At 59.1% G+C, this 21,488-nt stretch carries 18 protein-coding genes; 12 read left to right on the forward strand and 6 right to left on the reverse strand.

From position 1 onward, the window contains the following. A partial coding sequence (locus AC1D1M_RS30250) for a beta strand repeat-containing protein (protein WP_477778519.1) occupies window positions 1–2,619 on the forward strand: 2,619 nt, incomplete at its 5' end. A gap of 154 nt (window positions 2,620–2,773) precedes the next feature. Then, window positions 2,774–3,538 carry a tetratricopeptide repeat protein gene (locus AC1D1M_RS30255; protein WP_477778520.1) on the forward strand — a complete coding sequence of 255 codons (765 nt, stop codon included), beginning with the start codon at window positions 2,774–2,776 and terminating at the stop codon, window positions 3,536–3,538. 85 nt (window positions 3,539–3,623) lie between these two features. On the opposite strand, the gene AC1D1M_RS30260 is transcribed toward AC1D1M_RS30255, so the two are convergent. Beyond that, window positions 3,624–4,364: a Mut7-C RNAse domain-containing protein gene (locus AC1D1M_RS30260; protein WP_477778521.1), complete on the reverse strand. Its 741-nt coding sequence runs from the start codon at window positions 4,362–4,364 to the stop codon at window positions 3,624–3,626. Between the two features lie 262 nt (window positions 4,365–4,626). On the opposite strand from AC1D1M_RS30260, the gene AC1D1M_RS30265 reads away from it, so the two are divergent. The 6 genes from AC1D1M_RS30265 to AC1D1M_RS30290 all read left to right on the forward strand — a co-directional run bounded on the left by AC1D1M_RS30265 (window position 4,627) and on the right by AC1D1M_RS30290 (window position 12,369). Further along, the gene (locus AC1D1M_RS30265; protein WP_477778522.1) at window positions 4,627–4,968 is read left to right on the forward strand and encodes a hypothetical protein; all 342 of its coding nucleotides are present in this window, start codon (window positions 4,627–4,629) and stop codon (window positions 4,966–4,968) included. A gap of 99 nt (window positions 4,969–5,067) precedes the next feature. Further along, on the forward strand, window positions 5,068–6,324 hold the full coding sequence (locus tag AC1D1M_RS30270) for a TolC family protein (protein WP_477778523.1): 1,257 nt from the start codon (window positions 5,068–5,070) through the stop codon (window positions 6,322–6,324). Beyond that, window positions 6,321–7,802 carry an efflux RND transporter periplasmic adaptor subunit gene (locus AC1D1M_RS30275; protein ID WP_477778524.1) on the forward strand — a complete coding sequence of 494 codons (1,482 nt, stop codon included), beginning with the start codon at window positions 6,321–6,323 and terminating at the stop codon, window positions 7,800–7,802. Before AC1D1M_RS30270 ends, AC1D1M_RS30275 begins: the two co-directional genes overlap by 4 nt. Further along, window positions 7,799–10,957, forward strand: a complete 3,159-nt coding sequence (locus tag AC1D1M_RS30280) for an efflux RND transporter permease subunit (protein WP_477778525.1) — start codon at window positions 7,799–7,801, stop codon at window positions 10,955–10,957. Before AC1D1M_RS30275 ends, AC1D1M_RS30280 begins: the two co-directional genes overlap by 4 nt. Continuing rightward, on the forward strand, window positions 10,954–11,304 hold the full coding sequence (locus AC1D1M_RS30285; protein WP_477778526.1) for a copper-binding protein: 351 nt from the start codon (window positions 10,954–10,956) through the stop codon (window positions 11,302–11,304). The genes AC1D1M_RS30280 and AC1D1M_RS30285 overlap by 4 nt, the downstream gene beginning before the upstream one ends. A gap of 330 nt (window positions 11,305–11,634) precedes the next feature. Then, window positions 11,635–12,369, forward strand: a complete 735-nt coding sequence (locus AC1D1M_RS30290; RefSeq protein ID WP_477778527.1) for a hypothetical protein — start codon at window positions 11,635–11,637, stop codon at window positions 12,367–12,369. A 148-nt stretch (window positions 12,370–12,517) separates the two neighbouring features. On the opposite strand, the gene arsH is transcribed toward AC1D1M_RS30290, so the two are convergent. The 4 genes from arsH to AC1D1M_RS30310 are packed head-to-tail and all read right to left on the reverse strand — an operon-like array spanning window position 12,518 to window position 15,378. Further along, window positions 12,518–13,213, reverse strand: a complete 696-nt coding sequence (gene arsH / locus AC1D1M_RS30295; protein WP_477778528.1) for an arsenical resistance protein ArsH — start codon at window positions 13,211–13,213, stop codon at window positions 12,518–12,520. An 11-nt stretch (window positions 13,214–13,224) separates the two neighbouring features. Then, entirely contained in the window at window positions 13,225–13,695 is a 471-nt protein-coding gene (locus tag AC1D1M_RS30300; protein WP_477778529.1) for an arsenate reductase ArsC, read from the reverse strand. Window positions 13,696–13,723: 28 nt separating this feature from the next. Beyond that, window positions 13,724–15,007 carry an arsenic transporter gene (locus AC1D1M_RS30305; RefSeq protein WP_477778530.1) on the reverse strand — a complete coding sequence of 428 codons (1,284 nt, stop codon included), beginning with the start codon at window positions 15,005–15,007 and terminating at the stop codon, window positions 13,724–13,726. A gap of 23 nt (window positions 15,008–15,030) precedes the next feature. Beyond that, window positions 15,031–15,378, reverse strand: a complete 348-nt coding sequence (locus tag AC1D1M_RS30310; protein ID WP_442100536.1) for a metalloregulator ArsR/SmtB family transcription factor — start codon at window positions 15,376–15,378, stop codon at window positions 15,031–15,033. A gap of 159 nt (window positions 15,379–15,537) precedes the next feature. Here AC1D1M_RS30310 and AC1D1M_RS30315 point away from each other — a divergent pair, with 159 nt between their 5' ends. Then, window positions 15,538–16,044: a GNAT family N-acetyltransferase gene (locus AC1D1M_RS30315; protein ID WP_477778531.1), complete on the forward strand. Its 507-nt coding sequence runs from the start codon at window positions 15,538–15,540 to the stop codon at window positions 16,042–16,044. A gap of 46 nt (window positions 16,045–16,090) precedes the next feature. On the opposite strand, the gene treR is transcribed toward AC1D1M_RS30315, so the two are convergent. Then, window positions 16,091–16,795, reverse strand: a complete 705-nt coding sequence (gene treR, locus AC1D1M_RS30320; protein WP_477778532.1) for a trehalose operon repressor — start codon at window positions 16,793–16,795, stop codon at window positions 16,091–16,093. A 227-nt stretch (window positions 16,796–17,022) separates the two neighbouring features. Here treR and treP point away from each other — a divergent pair, with 227 nt between their 5' ends. From treP to AC1D1M_RS30335, 3 genes are all read left to right on the forward strand, one after another. Next, a complete protein-coding gene (gene treP / locus AC1D1M_RS30325; protein WP_477778533.1) occupies window positions 17,023–18,465 on the forward strand; it encodes a PTS system trehalose-specific EIIBC component in 1,443 nt (480 codons plus the stop codon). 51 nt (window positions 18,466–18,516) lie between these two features. Then, a complete protein-coding gene (treC, locus tag AC1D1M_RS30330; RefSeq protein ID WP_477778534.1) occupies window positions 18,517–20,166 on the forward strand; it encodes an alpha,alpha-phosphotrehalase in 1,650 nt (549 codons plus the stop codon). A gap of 94 nt (window positions 20,167–20,260) precedes the next feature. Further along, window positions 20,261–21,484: a carbohydrate porin gene (locus AC1D1M_RS30335; RefSeq protein ID WP_477778535.1), complete on the forward strand. Its 1,224-nt coding sequence runs from the start codon at window positions 20,261–20,263 to the stop codon at window positions 21,482–21,484. Window positions 21,485–21,488 lie beyond the last annotated feature (4 nt).

Raw genomic sequence — 21,488 nt, forward strand, 5'->3', positions numbered from 1 at the left:
GATGCATTGGGTTCAGAAACGCTCAGCCTGAGTGGGGCCGATGCTGCTTCGTTTGCGATAGTCGGCAACGAACTGCGCTATGTCGGCGCATCGCCCAATTTCGAGGTGAAATCGTCCTATAGCGTGACGGTAAATGCCAATGACCCGACTGTCGGTGGCAATCCAGATGCGGCGCAGAGCTTCACGCTCACTATCAATGATGTTGTCGAGGACAGCACAGCGCCGACGGTGACAGGTGGCAGTTATGGTACTAACGATGGCACGGTTAAGGCAGCTGAGACGGTGACGCTGAACATCACCTTCAGCGAAGCCGTACTGGTCACCGGTTCGCCGACGCTCAATCTGAACACGGGCGGGACGGCGAGCTACACAAGTGGTTCAGGCACCAATACGTTGACATTCACCTACACAGTGACTGCGGGTCAAAATACCGCCGATCTTGCCCTTGCTGCGTCGCCATTCACCCTAGGAGGCGCGACGATCAAAGATGCTGAGGGGAATAATGCCGATCTTGCAGGTGCCAATAGTCTCAACCCAGCTACCACGCTGATCGTCGACACACAGGCACCTACGGAAAATCCTCCAGGAGGGATTAACAATACTTGGACCAGTCCGACTTTCTCACTTGGGGTTGCCGATAATCTTTCCGGTGTGACCTCGGTGCATGTCGACACGGTTCGTTCCTCCGGGCCGCAAGTGTCTTTCGATGCATCCTTGACCAGCGGTTCCTCAACCAGTGGAACTTGGACGCATTCGACTACAGCGCTCGTAAACAATGAAAACTTAAATATTAAGTTCACCGACGCTGCAGGCAATATGGTCACAGTGACAGGCAAGGCCCCTGCCGGTGCCGCCGGAGAGCCCATCAATCTGGCCCTCGAGGTACCCGCCGCAGGGATAAGCGGCCTGATTACCCTGATCATCAGAGGTCTGCCCGCAGGCTGGCTGTTAAATGTCGGCACCGACAACGGCGACGGCACCTGGACAGTGCAAACCAATGACCCTGGCTCACTGACCGTTACCACCCCATCGGACTTCGCCGGTGCGTTGGTCCTCGGCGTCAACATGAGCTGGACCAATGCCGACGGCAGCATTGGCAATGCCTACGTGGCTGACAACGTCGAAGCCTTTGCCCCTGGCAATCCAATCTTCGCCTTGTCGACAGACGACAACCTGACCGGCTCGTCCGGTGCCGACACCTTCGTGTTCGCCCAGCCAATCGGCAACAACGTCATTCACAGCTTCGACGCGGCGGCGGACAAGATCGACTTGATCGGCTTCACGGGCGTCAACGGCATGGCGGATGTGAGTATCGCCAACGACGCGAACGGCAATGCCGTGCTCAGCATCAGCGCCGACCAGACGATCACGGTCAAAGGTGTGGATGCTGCGGCGTTGAGCGGGGCCAATCTGCTGTTCGATGTGGACCCGGTCACGACTAATACGGGCACCATCACCATTGCCGACGGCGCGATCATGCCGTTCGGTGGCCGCATCGACAACAGCGGCACCATAGCGCTCGGCTCCACCGGCAGCGGGACCGATCTTGAGATCCTGTTCCGTGGCGCGACGTTGAGCGGTGGCGGGCAAGTGGTGCTGTCCGACAGCGCGCAGAACGTGATCTTTGGTGGCAGCGCGGACACGGTGCTCACCAATGCCGACAACACCATCTCGGGTGCCGGCAAATTGGGAGCGGGGCAGATGATGCTGGTCAACTCCGGCCTGATCCTTGCCAGCGGCGTCAATGCGCTGGTGATCGATACCGGTAGCAGCGCCGTCACCAACACGGGTGTGCTGCAAGCCAACGGCAGCGGCGGATTGGTGGTTGAAAGTGCGCTCGTCAACAGCGGCAGCCTGTGGGCGAACGATGGCAACATCACCGTCCACGCAGATGCCAGTGGCGCGGGAAGCGCGACGATCAGCGGTTCGGCGATGCTGGAGTTCGGTGCTGCCTCCGATCAGCATGTGACGTTCGACAGCGGCGCAGCAGGCACGCTCAAGCTTGATGAGTCGACGGCGTTCAGTGGCAGCGTCAGCGGTTTTGCCGCAGGTGACACGCTGGACTTTGGCGATGTTGCGTTCGGCGCCAATACGCAGATCACTTATGCAGCGAACGACACAGGCACCGGCGGCATGCTGAGCGTGAGCGATGGTGCGCATGTGGCGCAGGTCGCGCTGAATGGCCAATATGCGGCCGCGGGTTTGCAGGCGAACGCCGAGGGCAGCGGCAGTGAGCTGGCCTATGATGCAGCGGCGGCAAACCACACGATGCTGGGCGGCCAGGCCAACGACATTCTGGTCGGCGGCGCGGGTGACGATCTGTTCTTCGGCGGGTTGGGCAACGACACGCTCAACGGCGGCTTCGGCAACGATACCTTCATGTTTGCTGCGGCAGGCTTCGGCAACGACTCGATCCAGGACTTCGATATCGACCCGGCCGGAGGGCAGGACTTGCTCAATATCGTGGGGCTGGGGATCAGCAGCGAGACGTTCGCTGCCAACGTGAGCATTGCGGCTGACGGGGCAGACACAGTGATCGGGATCGGAATGGACTCTATTCGCCTTGTCGGTGTTAACAGTGCAGGTATCGATCAGGCGGACTTTATCCTGGCAACATGAGGCCTTTGCTGCTGGCCGCACGTTGCTACGCGGTTTCAGCGGGAACTTCAGGGTCCTGGCCAGGTCAATTGGGGCCCTGTATTGGAGATGTCGAGCAGCGCTGTGGTCTGTTTTACTTCAGTGCTGTCCGAGATCAGTCGAGTCCGCCCCCCTGATGCCAACCAAGAGTTTTCTGTCGGGTCTTATCCTGGTGTTCTGCGCCGTCGCGTCGCTTTGTTCGGTTGCTGCCGAGCGAAGAGCGCCCGCGCAAAGTAACAGCGCATCCACCACCCTGATCGAAACCGCCTCGCGGCAGTATGAAAATGGCCAGTTGGACCAAGCCGCTGCCACGCTGGAGCGTGCCCTGCATATCCAGCCGAACAATCCCGCGACGCTGCATTACCTCGGTGTGTTGCGTCTTCAGCAGGGGCAGTACCAGCAGGCTGAAACCTTGGCGGCGCGCTCGAACATGCGGGTTGGACGCAACGTCGAGCTCCGCAACCGCAACTTCCAATTGATCCAGGCAGCGCAGCAGGCCCAGTCTTCGAATACCCCACCCAATGCCAAAGAGGACCTGCTCGCAGTACAGAAGGGGCTGGAGGAGGAGGCCCAAAAGCACCGCGAAGCAGACATGGCCGTTGCTCAACAATCCACTGCGGACAATGGGCGCGACGCTGGCAACTTCGCTCGCGCAAAGGCCGATTGGACATCGGATTCACCGACGGCTGACAGGCAACAGCCCGAAGGAGAAGTGCAAGTGGCTTCCGCCCCGCCGGCGCCCGCGTACGGTGAGGTTGAGATTCCCCGCGGCTATTTACCGCCTCCGGGTAAATGCCGGATCTGGTTCCCTGATCGCCCGCCGGGGCATCAGCCCGCACCCGGCAAATGCAAGAAGCTGCGATATCGGGTTCCGTCAGGGGCCTACCTGGTGCACGGTTGAGTTTCCGAGTGCCCACTTCTGGCTGTTATCTACCTGATGCAAAAGCCAGTTATCCCTGGCAACGCAGCCGGCCCGATGCGCGCGGCTATCGGTTCAGCAGCGGTGCCAGCAATGCACACATACCGCGCCAGTGCGAACCCTCCCAGTAAACCCGTTGGCAGGCGTCGCAGCGCAGGAAGTGCGAATAGAGGGCGCCAATGCGTGGCGGCACCTGCGTCAGGGCCAGTTCCAGGCTGATCTCGTGCAGCGGCAGGTTGCAATGAAGGCACAGGCTGAATGGCCGCGCACTACGCGCCAGGTCGAGGCGCTCGTACAATTCGCGCAGCTGCAGCGACGGTTTCAGGGCGTGCACATAACAGCCGTGGCTGATGATTCGCCGCTTGAGCAGTTCGCGGTCGCGGGTCAGCACGATGCGTCCTTGCTGCGCAGCGATCTCGGCGATCTCGCCATCCTCGAAGCCATTGTCGTAGAGCGTGTCGAAGCCGCTCATGCGCAGCAGGCTGGCCAGCCCGCCAAGGTGCGCATCAGCGACGAAGCGCAGCACCCGTAAAGGTTGCGCACGAACCTTCAGCAGGGGGCTGATGTCCAGCGCTTCGAACTTGGGATACACCGCCAGCCGGTCACTGTCGAGGATCACCCGCTCGAAGCCCGCCGACTCGCCGTTGAGCAGCACCAGCTCGACCTCGGTGTGCGGCACCCCGAGCGCCTCGATCATGTGCTTGACCGTCGCCCCTTGCGCGCACTGGCAGGTAAAGGTTTGCCGCCGCCGGTCGGCCGGCAGGAAATCGTTGAGCTCCTCGTAGAAGCGGAAAGTTGCACTGGTCATGTTGAACAGTATGGCAGGGCTGCAGGATGAGCGAGTCTGGTCCGGACATTTTCTCCGGCAGGCCCCAAACTACCAAACACCCGCTGAATGTTGCCCATGCGACGTGATCCCGAGAGTGGGCTGACGAACTATTTTGTGTCAGTAATGCTGGCTTAATACTGATTCGCTGATATCACGCGCAATCGGCGCCTTGCGCAAGGCAACCGAGAGCATGCGTTCAATTGATTGTTAGTACTATTTCTGACGGCTACACTCCAACCCCATGAAACGCTACCTGCGGTTTTGCCTCATTTTCGTGATTAGCCTGGCGCTTCCCCTCAGCGGGATGGCGGGCGTTCAGGCACCGACAGAACCTTGCCCGATGAAGACCATGGGCATGGCGATGATGGACGACATGGGGATGGACTGCTGCAACGATATGAAAAGCCCGACCGAGCACGGCAAACCCTGCAAACCGGGCCAGGAATGCAAGACTGGCGGTATGCTGCAAGTCTCGATCGGCAAACCTCCTGTTACGTTGTTCAGCCCTGTAGTGCTTTCCTCTTCCAGCGATTCCGTACCGGTACCGACCCCGTCCGGGGTATGGCGACCGCCTCGCGTTTGATTCCTGTCCCACATTGAGCCTCATTCCGCATTAGCGGGATGGACTAGCTGTGCGCATGTCTTTTGACGCGTGCAGTGGATGATCACAGGAAGCGTAAACATGAACTCCAAGTGCTATTGCACAGGTTGGCCCCTGGTGGCCGGTCTGGTGGCAAGCGTATTGGCATTGCCGAGCTTCGCAGCCGTATTGACACTCGATGAAGCGTTGCGGCTGGCCGAAAACAATGCACCGTCGCTGGCCGCACAAGATGCAAAAATTCAGGCTGCCAGCAGTGCGGCTATTCCAGCGGGTGAATTACCCGACCCCAAGTTGCTGGCAGGTGTGCAGAACTACCCCATCGGCGGTCCGGATCGCTGGAGCATCAACGATGACTTCATGACCATGCAAATGGTCGGAGTCAGGCAGGAGATGCCCAACGGCGACAAGCGAAAAGCTCGCATCGAGGTCGCCAGCGCCGCCGTTGATCGTGCTGCCGCCGAGCGTCGGGTCGAACGTCTGAACGTGCGCCAATCCACGGCACTGGCCTGGATCAGCAGCTATTCGGTTGAGCGCAAAGATGCACTGTTCCAGGACTTCTACAAAGAGAACCGTCTGCTGGCGGACGTGGTACGGGCGCAGATTGCCGGTGGCCGCGCTCAACCTGCTGATGCAGTGACACCCAAGCAGGAGGCGGCTCAACTGGCAGAGCAGCAGGACGATTTGATTCGCCAGCGCGCTCAGGCACGAGCGGCACTAAAACGCTGGATTGGTTCAGCCGCCAACGAACAGCCAGCAGGTCGCCTGCCGGAATGGCCCGTCGATACCTCAAGCTACGCCCATAAATTACAACACCATCCCGAGTTGGCAGCGTTTGCGCCGATGACCCGCGAAGCGCAAGCCAAGGTTCGTGAAGCCGTGTCGCAGAAGCAGTCGGACTGGAGTTGGGAACTGGATTACCAGCGTCGTGGCCGTGAGTTTGGCGATATGGTCAGCGTGCAATTTTCCTGGGACCTGCCGCTGTTTCCTGACGCTCGGCAAAACCCCAAAATCGCAGCCAAACAGGCTGAACTCAACCAACTTGAGGCCGAGCGTGAAGCCCTGTCACGCGAGCATACCCAGCAACTGGAGAGCGAACTGGCTGACTACGAGCGCCTGAATCGTGCGGTACAGCGAAGCCAGGAAAGCCTGTTACCACTGGCCAAGGAAAAGGTCGAACTCAGCATGGCCAGCTACCGTGCCGGCAAAGGCGATTTGAACGCCGTTGTTGCCGCCCGACGTGACCTCATCGAGGCCCGCCTCAAACAGATTGACGTGGAGGAGCAGCGAGCGCTGACCAGCGCGCGTCTGTATTTTGCTTATGGGGAGTCCAGCCAATGAACCTTAAATGGAACGGAGCATTGCTGGCAGGCATCTCGCTGGCATTGGGTGTTGCCGGTGGCTACTGGATCGCTCACCAGCGCATGAGCGGATCACCTGTTACCGCCCCGGAGCAAAGCCTCAACTCACCGGACGAGCGCAAGGCACTGTATTGGTACGACCCCATGTACCCGCAGCAAAAGTTCGATAAGCCGGGTAAGTCTCCCTTCATGGACATGCAACTGGTCCCTCAATACGCCAGTGGAGCAGGCGACCGTGCGACGGTCAGTATCGATCCGGGTTTGACTCAGAATCTCGGTCTGCGCTTTGCGACTGTCAGCCGCGGGATCTTTGATTCCAGCCTCGACGTGACTGGTGTCCTGGCATTCAACGAACGGGATGTCGCGGTGATCCAGGCACGCACGGCTGGCTTCGTGGAGCGGGTCTATGCCCATGCTCCCGGTGATCTGCTCAAAGCCAATGCGGCATTGGCAGATATCCTGGTGCCAGAATGGGCAGCAGCTCAAACAGAGTTCCTTGCCCTCAAACGTAATGGTGATGTCGACTTGCTGGCTGCGGCCCGCCAGCGACTGCGGCTCACAGGGATGCCGGCAACACTGATTGCTCAGGTAGAGCGCGGCGGTAAGATTCAGCCCTACCTGACGCTCACCAGCCCCATGGGTGGTGTGCTGCAAGAACTGAATGTACGTGCGGGTATGACCGTGGCGACTGGCGATACTCTGGCTCGCGTCAATGGCTTGAGCAGTGTCTGGCTAGCCGTGGCCGTTCCAGAATCGGATGCCGGGTCCATCACCGTGGGGCAAGCGGTTGAAGCGCAATTGCCAGCCTTCCCGGGGATAAAGCTCAATGGCAAGGTCAGCGCCATTCTGCCTGAAACCAACCCGGACAGCCGTACCCTGCGCGTGCGGGTGGAACTGCCCAATCCAGACGGACGCCTCCGACCGGGTTTGACGGCGCAAGTGCGCTTGAACCGCTCAACTGAGCACAGTGTGTTATGGGTGCCGAGCGAGGCTGTCATCCGTACTGGCCGACGTGCGCTGGTGATGCTTGCCGAAGACGCCGGCCGCTATCGTCCCGTGGAAGTGCAACCCGGGCAGGAAAGCGATGGCAAGACAGCAATAATCAAAGGTCTGGATGAAGGCCAGAAAGTGGTGACATCCGGCCAGTTCCTGCTCGATTCGGAGGCCAGTCTCAAGGGTGTCGTTGCAGGCTCAGGGGAAGAGTCACCTCCCGGCGCAGCAGCCTCCGGTTTGCATGAGGCGGATGGGCAGATCGTCGAGATCAACGACAAAGAAGTCACGCTCGCCCATGGTCCCTTCAAGACGCTGGGCATGCCTGGCATGACGATGACTTTCCCACTCGCCAACCCCGCTCTGATGCAGGGCCTCAAAACGGGCGACAAGGTTCGGATCGCGGTTAGCCAGGCCGACGATGGCTTGCGGGTCGAGCGTCTGGAAAAATCGGGGGGCCAGCCATGATCGCTGCCCTGATTCGTTGGTCGGTGGCCAACCGATTCCTGGTGCTACTGGCGACGTTGTTCGTCACGGCTTGGGGTATCTGGTCGGTGCAGAGCACGCCCATTGATGCATTGCCGGATCTCTCCGATGTTCAAGTCATCATCCGTACTCCCTTTGCGGGCCAATCACCGCAGATCGTCGAAAACCAGGTGACCTATCCGTTGGCCACCACCATGCTTTCGGTGCCGGGTGCCAGGACGGTGCGTGGTTACTCGTTCTTTGGTGACAGCTTTGTTTACGTGCTGTTTGAAGACGGCACTGACTTGTATTGGGCTCGCTCGCGGGTGTTGGAGTACCTGAGCCAGATACAAAGCCGGTTGCCGGCCAGCGCCAGGCCGGCGTTGGGGCCGGATGCGACGGGAGTAGGCTGGATTTATCAGTACGCGTTGGTGGATCGCAGTGGCGGACACGATCTGGCGCAGCTTCGAGCACTTCAGGACTGGTTCCTCAAGTTCGAACTCAAGACCCTGCCCAATGTGGCGGAAGTGGCCACCGTGGGGGGGATGGTCAAGCAGTACCAGGTGCAGCTTGATCCGCTCAAACTGGCCAGCCTCGGCATCACTCAGGCAGAAGTGACCGAGGCTATTGGCAAGGCCAACCAGGAAACCGGTGGCGCGGTGCTGGAGATGGCAGAGACCGAGTTCATCGTGCGCGCTTCTGGCTATTTGAAGACGCTCAATGACTTTCGGGCGATCCCACTCAAGTTGGGTGCGGGCGGCGTGCCAGTGACCCTCGGCGATGTGGCCACGATCCAGTTGGGTCCGGAAATGCGGCGTGGCATCAGCGAACTCGACGGTGAAGGTGAGACGGTCGGCGGCGTAGTGATTTTGCGTAGCGGCAAGAACGCTCGCCAGACCATTGCTGCGGTCAAGGCCAAACTCGACGAACTGAAAAGCAGTCTGCCGGCCGGTGTGGAAATCGTCACCACCTACGACCGCAGCAAGCTGATCGACCGCGCCGTGGAAAACCTCAGCCACAAGCTCATTGAGGAGTTCATCGTCGTCGCGTTGGTGTGCGGGATCTTCCTCTGGCACCTGCGCTCATCCCTGGTGGCGATCATCTCCCTGCCTGTTGGTGTGTTGATTGCCTTCATCGTCATGCGATACCAGGGGATCAACGCCAACATCATGTCCCTGGGCGGGATTGCCATCGCCATCGGCGCCATGGTCGATGCCGCCGTGGTGATGATCGAGAACGCCCACAAGAAGGTTGAGGCGTGGCACATAGCCAATCCTGGCGAAGAACTGAAGGGTGAGCGTCATTGGCATGTAATGACCGAAGCGGCGGCAGAGGTAGGCCCGGCTCTGTTCTTCTGTTTGTTGATCATCACGCTGTCGTTCATTCCGGTGTTCACGCTGGAAGCTCAGGAAGGACGGCTGTTCGGCCCGTTGGCGTTCACCAAGACCTACGCCATGGCCGCAGCGGCGGGGTTGTCAGTGACCCTGGTGCCAGTGCTGATGGGTTACTGGATTCGCGGGCGAATTCCCGGTGAACAACAGAACCCGTTGAACCGGTGGTTGATTCGGATCTATCAGCCAACCCTGGACGCAGTCTTGCGTCGACCAAAGACCACGATGCTGGTGGCACTGTTGGTTTTTGTCAGTGCGCTATGGCCAATGTCTCGCTTGGGTGGCGAATTTCTCCCCCCGCTGGATGAGGGCGACCTGCTCTATATGCCTTCGGCTCTGCCGGGATTATCGGCGCAGAAAGCGGCGCAACTGCTGCAACAGACCGACCGCTTGATCAAGACCGTACCAGAGGTCGAACACGTCTTCGGTAAAGCCGGTCGTGCCGAAACCGCCACCGACCCGGCACCGCTGGAAATGTTCGAAACCACGATCCAGTTCAAACCACATGAGCAATGGCGCCCAGGCATGACCCAGGAAAAACTGGTGGAGGAACTGGATCGCGTGGTGCGCGTGCCCGGCCTGACCAACATCTGGATTCCGCCGATTCGCAACCGTATCGACATGCTGGCGACGGGTATAAAGAGCCCGATCGGTGTGAAGGTTGCCGGCAGCAATCTGGCGGAAATTGATGCTGTCACCCAGGCGGTCGAGCGAGTGGCCAAGGACGTGCCCGGTGTCAGTTCGGCGCTGGCCGAGCGACTGACCGGCGGCCGCTATATCGATGTGGATATCGACCGCAAAGCCGCCGCCCGCTACGGACTGAATATCGCCGATGTGCAGTCCATCGTCGCCGGTGCCATCGGCGGTGAAAATGTCGGCGAGACCATTGAAGGGCTTGCACGTTTCCCGATCAACGTACGTTACCCACGAGAGTGGCGCGACTCGCTCGGCGCCCTGGAGCAACTGCCGATCTATACCCCGCTGGGTAGTCAGATCACCCTTGGCACGGTGGCGAAGGTCAAGGTCAGCGACGGTCCGCCGATGCTCAAGAGCGAAAACGCACGACCTTCAGGCTGGGTGTACATCGATGTGCGTGGTCGGGACATTGCCTCGGTGGTTGCCGATCTGCGTCGGGTCGTCAATGAACAGGTCAAGTTGCAACCGGGCATGAGCCTGAGCTATTCCGGGCAGTTCGAGTTTCTCGAAAGGGCCAACGCACGCCTCAAACTGGTGGTGCCAGCCGCGCTGTTGATCATCTTCGTGCTGCTCTACCTGACGTTCGCCCGATTCGACGAGGCTTTGCTGATCATGGCCACTCTGCCGTTCGCGCTGACTGGCGGGGCATGGTTCCTCTATCTGTTGGGATATAACCTGTCGGTTGCCACCGGGGTCGGCTTTATCGCACTGGCCGGGGTTTCTGCCGAGTTCGGCGTCATCATGCTGCTCTATCTGAAGAATGCCTGGGCCGAACGTGAAGACCTTGGCGACTGCACTGAGCGCGGACTGGTGGCGGCGATTCGTGAAGGTGCTGTGCAGCGGGTTCGCCCCAAGGCCATGACCGTGGCCGTCATCATTGCCGGCCTGTTACCCATCCTGTTGGGCAGCGGTACGGGCAGCGAAGTGATGAGCCGCATCGCCGCGCCGATGGTCGGCGGTATGGTCACGGCGCCCTTGCTCTCCCTGTTTGTCATTCCGGCTGCCTATCGCTTGATGCGGCGTCGGCAGCTCTCTACCGAACCACTCACCCTTGAAGGAAAAGTCGTATGAAGCTGACCCTTGTTGCAGTCGCAAGCACGGCCGTTGTGTTGTCGCTTTCTACCTACGCGCAGGACATGCCAGGAATGAAAATGGGGGGTATGGGCGACATGGAAATGAAGCAGGAATCGAAGCCGGCTCCTGTTGCCAGCGCCGAGGGTACGATCAAGGCGATCGATCCTGCGAAGCATGCGGTGACCCTCGCTCACGGCGCCGTTCCAGCGGTGCAATGGCCACCGATGACCATGGCTTTTTCAGTGACGGAGGATCAACTGAAAGGGCTGGAGGTTGGAGACCATGTATCGTTTTCCTTTCGGTTGGAGGGCGGTAGAGCCACGATTGTGTCCATAAAAAAATGAAGGACTGATGTTGCAGGTAACCGGCACCCATCGTCGTGCCGGTTTTAACCATTCGGGTCAGGTTGAAGTTTTTGCTCAACCCATACGTCAGTCCTGATGCTCTTTTGTTGAACTCGGGCTGAATGCACTTATCTAAAAATACTGTGGGAATGTTTCCCACACAATGATGCCAACTGGCTCTCAGGGATCGTGCGGATACCGCAGTTGCACGTGATTGCTGCAGATTTATGGCCGTGCCGGTTGGCTGGCTGCTCCAATGGGCGGCCGGGAACTCACTGGACATTGCGTTCGATACGGAGATGGCGACGCAACTCCAAGCGGAGGTGCATCATGCTGCTCAAGAAATGTTTATTGGCTCTGGCAATCGGTGGAGTCCTGTCGGCATCGACAGTCCTGGTGCCTGATTACATCGGTAGTTTCTCCAGCGTATATGCCAAAGATGGCGGCGGTGGTGGAGGCGGTGGTGGTCACGGTGGTGGCGGTGGCTCCGGAGGCGGTGGTCACGGTGGTGACGGCGGAGGCGGTCACGGTGGCGGCGACCATGGGGACGGAGGCGGCCATGGCGGTGAAGGCCATGGCGCTGACGGTCATGGAGGCCCGGGGCACGGCAACGCTGACCGTGGTGGTATGGCCGGGAACAGAGGCCCGGGCAATGCGCATGACAACGACGATGACAACGACAACGCGAATGACAATGACAACGACGCCGCAGATGCAGCCAGGGACGCTGCCAGAGCTGATGCCAATGCAGCCAGAGACGCTGCCAGGGCTGATGCAGATGCCGCCCGGGATGCGGCAAAAGCGACTGCAGATGCAGCCCGGGACGCAGCCAGAGCTGAAGCAGATGCAGCCAGGGATGCCGCAAAAGCTGCTGGCGTAGCGGGCGCAGATGCAGATGCAGCCAGGGACGCTGCCCGGGCCGCTGCAGATGCAGCCAGGGACGCCGCCAAGGCCGACGCAGATGCCGCCAGAGACGCTGCCAAAGTCGAGGCGAAAGACGCCCGAGAGGATGTGGCGGACGCCCCGGACGCCCCGGATTTCGACGCGGTTGAGGTGGAGAACTAAACCTGCACGTTCGGCAATGAACATGGCAGGCATACCGTAGAAAACGTCCCGGGAGCTTGAGGGACGTATCGCAAAGAGTCGCAAGCCCTGAAGCGTTGTGGGGTTTGCGACTTTTTCGGTTATCGGGCCAAGGGGTACATCTCTACATTCAGATCGACCGCTGATTCACGCGCTGAGTCAGTTCCTGCGCTGACTCTTTTCGTTCCGAGTAGCGGTCAACCAGATCGGGGCGATCCCGTAGCAGCAGGGTAAATTTCACCAGTTCCTCCATGACGTCCACCACCCTGTCGTACAGCGACGAGGGTTTCATGCGATTGGCGTCGTCAAACTCCAGAAAAGCCTTTGGCACGGAGGATTGATTGGGGATGGTGAACATGCGCATCCAGCGCCCCAGCACACGAAGTTGATTCACCACATTAAAGGACTGGGAACCGCCGCAGACTTGCATGACCGCGAGGGTTTTCCCCTGGGTCGGGCGAACGGCGCCCAACGCCAGCGGCACCCAGTCGATTTGCGCCTTGAACACCGCAGACATGGAACCGTGGCGCTCTGGCGAACACCAGACCTGTCCTTCGGACCATTGCATCAGTTCGAGCAGTTCCTGGACTTTCGGGTGATCGTTCGGTGCATCATCCGGCAACGGCAGGCCTGATGGATTGAAGATCCGCGTCTCGGCGCCGAAGTGTTCGAGCAACCGGGCGGCTTCCTCGACCAGCAGGCGACTGAACGACCGCGCACGCGTGGAGCCGTATAACAACAGGATGCGCGGCTTATGCTGGTTGTCGCGTCCATTGGCGATGGGTTGAGTCAGTGACGTGTCGAGATTGGGCAGGGGATGGGTCATGGGGGCTCCGGTTACAGCGTGCCGATGCGGTCGAGTTCGCGCTTCAGCGCATCGCGGTCAAGTTGTGCAAACGGCAGGTCCAGAAATGCCCGGCAGCGCGTTTCGATGCGCGCCAGGGTCAAGTGGAAGGCCGCCGCTACCGTTGCTTCATCGCCCTTTATGTCCGATGGGTCTTCCAGGCCCCAATGCGCTTTCAGTGCCGGCCCGAAGTACACGGGGCACGCCTCACCGGCAGCCTTGTCGCAGACCGTGATGACGATGTCCGGCGGGTTGGTTTCGAAAGCCTCATTGCCCTTGCTGCTCAAGCCGTCGATGGCAATGCCGGCCTCTTGCAACGTGCTCAGGCTACGGGGCAACACCTGACCCTTGGGGAAGCTGCCGGCACTGATCGCCTGAAAACCTTGCGGGGCAAGATGGTTGAACATGGCTTCGGACAGGATGCTGCGGCAGCTATTGGCGGTACACATAAACAGAACGCGCATGGTGACTCCTCTTTGCAGTCGCACAGGGCTAAACGCTCAGGCGCAAGGCCAGGGCAGACAAGGTGATGAGCAGAATCGGCAGCGTCAGAACCACGCCGACCTTGAAGTAGTAACCCCAGGTAATGCGGATGCCCTTGCGCTCCAGCACATGCAGCCAGAGCAGGGTGGCCAGACTGCCGATGGGGGTGATTTTGGGGCCCAGATCAGAGCCGATGACATTGGCGTAGATCATGGCTTCACGCACCACGCCGGTGGCGTCACTGGCTTGAATCGACAGTGCGCCCACCAACACCGTGGGCATGTTGTTCATGCCCGATGACAGTAAAGCCGTGAGCAGACCGGTGCCCAATGCAGCGCCCCAGATGCCGAATTCGGCCAAGTGGTTCAGCGCCATGGTCATGTAGGTGGTCAGCCCGGCGTTTTTCAGCCCGTACACCACCAGGTACATGCCCAGCGAAAAGATCACGACCTGCCAGGGCGCCTCACGCAGCACCCGTCGGGTGGAAATCACATGCCCACGCGCAGCCACAGCGAACAGCATCGCGGCACAGACCGCTGCGATTGCACTGACTGGAATGCCCAAGGGTTCCAGCGCAAACAGCCCGATCAACAACAGACCGAGGACCATCCAGCCGACGCGGAAGGTCAGGGGATCACGCACGGCGCGTCGCGGATCCATCACGTCATCGAGAGAGTAGTGCCTGGGGATGTCACGCCGGAAAAACCGGTACAGCACCACGAGCGTGGTCGCCACGGCAACGCAATTGACCGGCACCATGATGGCGGCGTATTCGCTGAAACCCAGGTCGAAGTAGTCGGCTGAAACGATGTTGACGAGATTGGACACCACCAGGGGCAAGCTCGCCGTGTCGGCGATAAAACCGGCCGCCATGACGAACGCCAGGGTAGACGTTGGCGAAAAGCGCAATGCGAGCAGTATGGAAACAACGATGGGGGTCAGAATCAGGGCCGCACCGTCGTTGGCAAACAGAGCGGATACGCCGGCCCCCAGCAGTATCGTGAATACGAACAGGCGACGCCCGTCACCCTTGGCCCAGCGCGCCACATGCAAGGCGGCCCACTGGAAGAACCCGGCCTCATCGAGCAACAGACTGATGATGATCAGCGAGATGAACGTCGCGGTGGCGTTCCAGACAATGGCCCACACCAGCGGAATATCGTCCAGCGTCACGACGCCAGCAAGCAGTGCCAGAACGGCTCCCAGGGAGGCGCTCCAGCCGACGCCCAGACCCTTGGGTTGCCAGATGACCAGCACCATGGTGAGCAGGAAAATGGTAAATGCAGTGAACATGCGCAGTCTCGATGAATGAAGGGTCAGCAGCAGGCGGAAGTGTTGAGCGGACGGTCACCCATCGCGGCAAGGCGAGTGCTGTTTTGCGCAAGCCAGTCGGCGTTCGCCAGCAACGTTGCCTCGAGAACGTCACGAACCCACGCGGGCAGATCAGGGTTGAGCCGGTAATACACCCATTGCCCTTGGCGGCGGTCCAGAAGCAGGCCGCAGCCGCGAAGCTGTGCAAGATGGCGGGAAATTTTAGGCTGACTGTCGTCCAGGGCGCAGACCAGCTCACAAACACATAACTCGCCTTCACGAGTGATGAGCAAAGTGGCTCGGGCGCGGGTTTCGTCGGACAGGCATTTGAATACGGCGGCAGGGTTGAGCATTGGCGCGGCTCGATACATATGGTTATCTGAATATACGTTTATCCATATGTTTTGTGCAAGCCGCTCGGACTCGAGGCGGGGAAGGCTCGGCCCGGCAAGGTTGTTCAGGTATGAGATAAACTTGAGCCATTTCGGCACAAGGCAAAGGAGAGGTGATGAATGGAATCGTATAACGTTCGCGAGCTGAAAAAGACTGACGCTGAAGCGTTATTGGCTTTCGAAATCCATAACCGTGAATGGTTCGAATCCCATATTGATGCGCGCGATCCTGCTTTTTACTCGTTGCAGGGTGTCGCCGATCATATAGAAAGCTATTTGTCCGATTTTGCCATCGGCGCCTGGCACCCGTTTGTCATCGAGGATTCCAGTCAAAGAATCGTGGGGCGAGCCAATCTGAAAAGCATCGACTCATCGACCCGTTCTGCGCAAGTCGGCTATCGGATTGCTCAGAGCGCGTGCGGGCAGGGGCTGGCCACTCTGGTGTTGAGGCATCTGATACAGGAAGCAAAGACGCGCTGGGGACTTACGCAATTGGTTGCGTATGCCTTCAAGGAAAATGTTGGCTCCAGAAAAGTTCTCGATCGTTGCGGATTCCAACTGGAACAACCCTCCTGTAACGAAAACACGGGGAACGAAGACCGATTTGTCCTGTTGATCCAGAGATGATCCCCCAGCGATTCCGAGCGTCGGCAGCAGGTCGCTACCGATGCTTTCATCGTCTAGCCACATCCGAAAAGTAAAACTTGTCCAGGGTATGCCGCGACTCGGTGTACTCGAACTGTCGGCCGTCCTGCAAAAAGGTCTGGTTGCTGACCACGATCACATGGCTCTGCCCCTCCAGGTCAAGGTGCTGCTGGTCGTCCTTGCCTCGCGGTACGGCTTCGATGGTGCGCTGGGCGTAGCTGATTTGCAGTTGCAGCGTCTGTTCGATGAAGGCATAGATCGAATGCTCGGCAATCTCGCAATTCAGCCCCGGAATGAGATCGGCGACGAAGTGGTTGATGTCGAGGATGACCCGTTTGCCATCGATTCGACGCACGCGTTTGATCCGCGTGATCAGGCTACCTTCTTCGGCTTTCAGGTGTTCGCGCAAGGCACCTTGCAGGGGGAACTGCTCGAACGCCACCACCTCGGTGCTGACATCATTGCCCAGCCTTGGGTGGGTTTCCTGGAAACTGACGATACCGCCGAGCTGGAATTCGATCGGATTGGGCGACAGCACGAAGGTGCCTTTACCGTGAATTTTTTGCGCGAAGCCGCGTTCCTGAAGCAGTTCTATGGCTTTGCGCACAGTACCGCGACTGGCCTGGTAGCTGTCCATCAATTCGGTCTCGGAAGGCAGTCGGGCGCCGCGTTCCAGACGTTCGGTGGTGATGCTGGTAAGCAGATCGCTGTAGATCTGGTTGTATTTGCTCATGGGAATGGCTGCGTTGTGCTCAAGGCAGGAACCTTAGGGAACGCGTGAGGGTTTGTCTATTGCACAAATGGCGGGGCGGTCGTGGCTGTTGGAAATATCGCCGCTGGACGGGTCATCGATAAATAAACCCAAACTCGTCTGTACGAGTTGTTGCTTTAACTCGTACAGACGAGTATTTTTCGCTTCGGTGTGCTGCCAAACAACAAAAAACACAGTGGATGAAAAGCATGAGCCATGACTACGCGACTATCGCCAGCGAGCTGCTTCATAGCCTCGGTGGTGCCGACAACCTTGAACAGGCCGCACATTGCGTCACGCGACTGCGCCTGGCCCTCAAAGACCCACAGCGGGTCGACAGTACGACGCTGAATCAGATCGACCTGGTCAAAGGCTCGTTCTTCACCGGCGGACTGTTTCAGGTGGTCATCGGTCCCGGCGAAGTCGAGAAGGTTTACGCCGCGCTGCGCGAGCAGACAGGGCTTGCTGCGTCGACCATCGCCGACGTGAAACAAAAGGGCGTCGATAAAACCAATGCCATGCAGCGTCTGGTGCGGGTGTTCTCCGATGTGTTCATGCCGATTCTGCCGGCGCTGATCATTGCCGGCCTGCTGATGGGGGTGAACAACCTGATCGGCGCCAAAGGCATGTTCATTGCCGGCAAGACCCTGCTTGAGGCCTACCCGACGCTGGACGGTGTCTGGAGCTTGATCAATCTGATGGCCAACACCTCGTTCGTGTTCCTCCCGGCGCTGGTCGGCTGGTCGGCAGCCAAGCGTTTTGGCGGCAGTGAAATCCTTGGCATCGTGCTGGGGCTGATGCTGGTTCACCCGGACCTGCTCAACGCCTGGAACTACGGCAAGGCGGTGGCCGGGCTGGACGGCCAGAGCCTGCCGTACTTCGATATTTTTGGCTGGTTCAAGATCGAGAAGGTCGGCTACCAAGGTCAGATTCTGCCGATCCTGATGGCCGCCTACGTCATGAGCGTCATTGAAAAATGGCTGCGGGCGCGGGTACCCAATGCCATTCAACTGCTGGTGGTGCCAATTACCACGATCGTCGTGACCGGGGTGTTGGCGCTGGCCGTGATCGGTCCGGTGACCCGTCACCTGGGGATTCTGATCACCGAAGGCGTGGTGACCTTGTTTGACCTGGCGCCGATGGTCGGCGGGGCGATTTTCGGTCTGCTGTATGCGCCGCTGGTGATTACCGGCATGCACCACATGTTTCTTGCGGTCGATTTGCAGCTTATTTCCACCCAGGGCGGCACCTTCATCTGGCCGATGATCGTCATGTCCAACCTCGCACAAGGCAGCGCGGCACTCGGGGTGTTCTACATGACCCGCAGTGTGCGGGATAAAAGCATGGCCTCGACCTCAGCGATTTCCGCCTATTTCGGCATCACCGAACCGGCCATGTTCGGCGTCAACCTGCGCTACAAGTTTCCGTTCTACGCAGCGTTGATCGGCTCGGCGCTGGGCTGCATGTTCCTGTCGCTGAACAAGGTTCAGGCCTCGGCGATCGGTGTCGGCGGCTTGCCCGGTTTCATCTCGATCATCCCGCAATACATCCCGATGTTCGTGGTCGGGATGGTCATCGCCATGGTCGTACCGTTCCTTTTGACCTGTGGCTTGAGCATGAAAATCGTTCGGCCCGGGTATCGCGTCGCCTGATAGATCGCCATCGCCCGTAGGGGCCAGTACATATTTAAGAAGGAATACGCCATGCAAGACTGGCAGCGTTCGGTGATCTACCAGATCTACCCGAAGAGTTTTCACAGCCACGCCGGCAACCCCACGGGCGATCTGCTCGGGGTGGTGGCCAAGCTCGATTACCTGCAATGGCTGGGTGTCGATTGTCTGTGGATCACCCCGTTCCTGCGTTCGCCCCAACGCGACAATGGCTACGACATCAGCGACTACTACGCCATCGACCCGAGCTACGGGACCATGGCTGACTGCGAGTTGCTGATCGCCGAGGCTGGTAAACGCGGTATCAAGTTGATGCTCGATATCGTGGTCAATCACACCTCCATCGAACACCAGTGGTTCCAGCAGGCCCGCAGCAGTCTCGATAACCCATACCGCGACTTCTATATCTGGCGCGATCAGCCGAACAACTGGGAATCCAAGTTCGGTGGTTCGGCCTGGGAGTTCGAGGCGCAAACCGGTCAGTACTACCTGCACCTGTTCGACCACACTCAGGCCGACCTGAACTGGGATAATCCGCAGGTGCGCGCTGAAGTCTTCAAGATGATGCGCTTCTGGCGTGACAAGGGCGTGGGCGGTTTCCGCCTGGACGTGATCAACCTGATCTCCAAGCCAGCAGATTTTCCCGAGGACAACAGCGATGGTCGGCGTTTCTACACCGACGGTCCGAACGTGCACGACTACTTGCAGGAAATGCACCGCGAAGTCTTTGAAGGCCATGACCTGATCAACGTCGGCGAGATGTCTTCCACCAGCCTGGAACATTGCATTCGTTACTCGCGAGCGGACTCGAAAGAACTGTCGATGACCTTCAACTTTCATCACCTGAAGGTTGATTACCCGAACCTGCAGAAGTGGATTCGCGCTGACTTCGACTTCCTCGAACTCAAGCGCATCCTTTCCGACTGGCAGACCGGCATGCAGGCCGGTGGCGGCTGGAATGCGCTGTTCTGGTGTAACCACGATCAGCCGCGAGTGGTTTCGCGGTTTGGTGATGACGGCGAACACCGCGTGGTGTCGGCGAAGATGCTCGGCACCGCGCTGCATTTTCTTCAGGGCACGCCGTTCATCTATCAGGGTGAAGAGTTGGGCATGACCAACCCGGGCTTTGAGAGCATCGAGCAGTACCGCGATGTCGAGACGCTGAACATCTTCCGGCTCAAGCGTGATGCCGGTGAGTCCGAGGCTGAAAGCATGGCGGCGATCATGCAGAAGTCCCGGGATAACGGCCGCACACCGATGCACTGGAATGATCAAGCCCACGCCGGTTTCAGCAGCATCGAACCCTGGATCGGCGTGCCGGAGAACGCGGCGCAGATCAACGTCGAGCAGCAGTTCAACGACCCGGCCTCGGTGCTGTATCACTACCGCGAACTGATCGCCTTGCGTCGTAGCGAGCCGCTGATCCAGGACGGTGTCTATCGCCAGCTCTTGCCCGAACACACGCAAGTCTGGGCTTACCTGCGCGAAGGTAAAGGTGAGCGTTTACTGGTGGTGAATAACTTCTATGCCGCGGCGTGTGAAGTTGAATTGCCCGAAGGGGTGATCACTGACGCGATGGGGCAACGCTTGGTGATTAGCAACTACGAGGACTGTTCAACCCGCAATCGGCAGCTATTCCTGCGGCCTTACGAGTCGTTCGTCCTGCACCTGACCGACCACTAAAAACACGCTCTTCAAACAACGCGCAGAGCACTGCGTGGGGTTTCTTGCGCGCAGATTTTACCGGATGAGCACTATAAAAATAATGAGGCGGCTCTTGAAAACAACAATTAATCGCAAACTTGCAGCATCGTGCGCATGCCTGATGTTGCCGTTCTCGGCCCAGGCTTTGGAGTTCGCCGGTTACTTGCGTAGCGGCGTCGGGACTTCGGTCAACAGCGGTCCTCAGCAGTGTTTTCAACTGCAGGGTGCCCAGTCGAAATACCGCTTGGGCAACGAATGCGAGCAGTACGCCGAGCTGGAGTTGCGTCAGGACGTGTACACCCTGGACGACGGCTCGGTGCTGAGCGTCGACGGCATGGCTTCGTTGTACAACCAGTACGACAAAGACCTGACGTTCAACGGTGATAACGGCTCGGTGCGCATGCCGCAGATGTACGCACAATGGTCGAACTTGCCGAGTCTCAATGGTGGTTCGTTGTGGGCCGGGCGGCGTTACTACAAACGAAACGACATCCATATTTCCGACTTCTACTACTGGAACCAGAGCGCCACGGGTGGTGGTATTGAGGATGTGAAGATCGGCGACCTGAAATACAGCTACGCCTTTTCGCGCAAGGACAACCTGTACCAGAAGGATTATGTCACCCGGCAGGATTTCAACGTCGCAGGTTTTCAGACCAACCCCGGCGGTGAACTGGAGTTTGGCCTCAGTTACATCGAAAAACCTCACCGCAGCGATGCGCACGCAGGTTGGGCCATCACCGCCCAGCATGTGCAGAAAAACTTCCTCGGCGGTAAGAACAAACTGGCGCTGCAATACGGCGAAGGGCCTGGCACCGGGTTGGGTTACACCGGCGATGTGGGCCTGGACGACAGCAACAAGAGCTACCGGCTGGTGGAGTTCTTCGACTGGCAAGTGACACCGCGTTTTGGTGGCCAGGTCGAAGCGGTCTATCAGAAGGATATCCGCCCGGACGGTAACGGCCAGAACTGGATTTCCCTGGGCGTTCGCCCGGCTTATGCGATCACCGACCAATTCAAGTTGGTGACTGAACTGGGGCACGATCAGGTCGAGGCCCCAGGAGGTACGCGCAAGTTGAGTAAATTCTCCTTTGTCCCGACCTGGTCGCCAAAAGGCCCGGGGTTCTGGGAACGTCCCGAGGTGCGTTTGTACTACACCTATGCCAGCTGGAACGAAGCGGCCAAACGTGCGGCCAATGAACTGGCACAAGGTTCAGCGTTGTCCGATACCGGCGCGTTCGGCACGGCGCTGCATGGTGCGAACGTCGGATTGCAAGTCGAGTACTGGTGGAAATAAGCGA

The organism is Pseudomonas sp. P1_F7 (genome assembly GCF_056405655.1).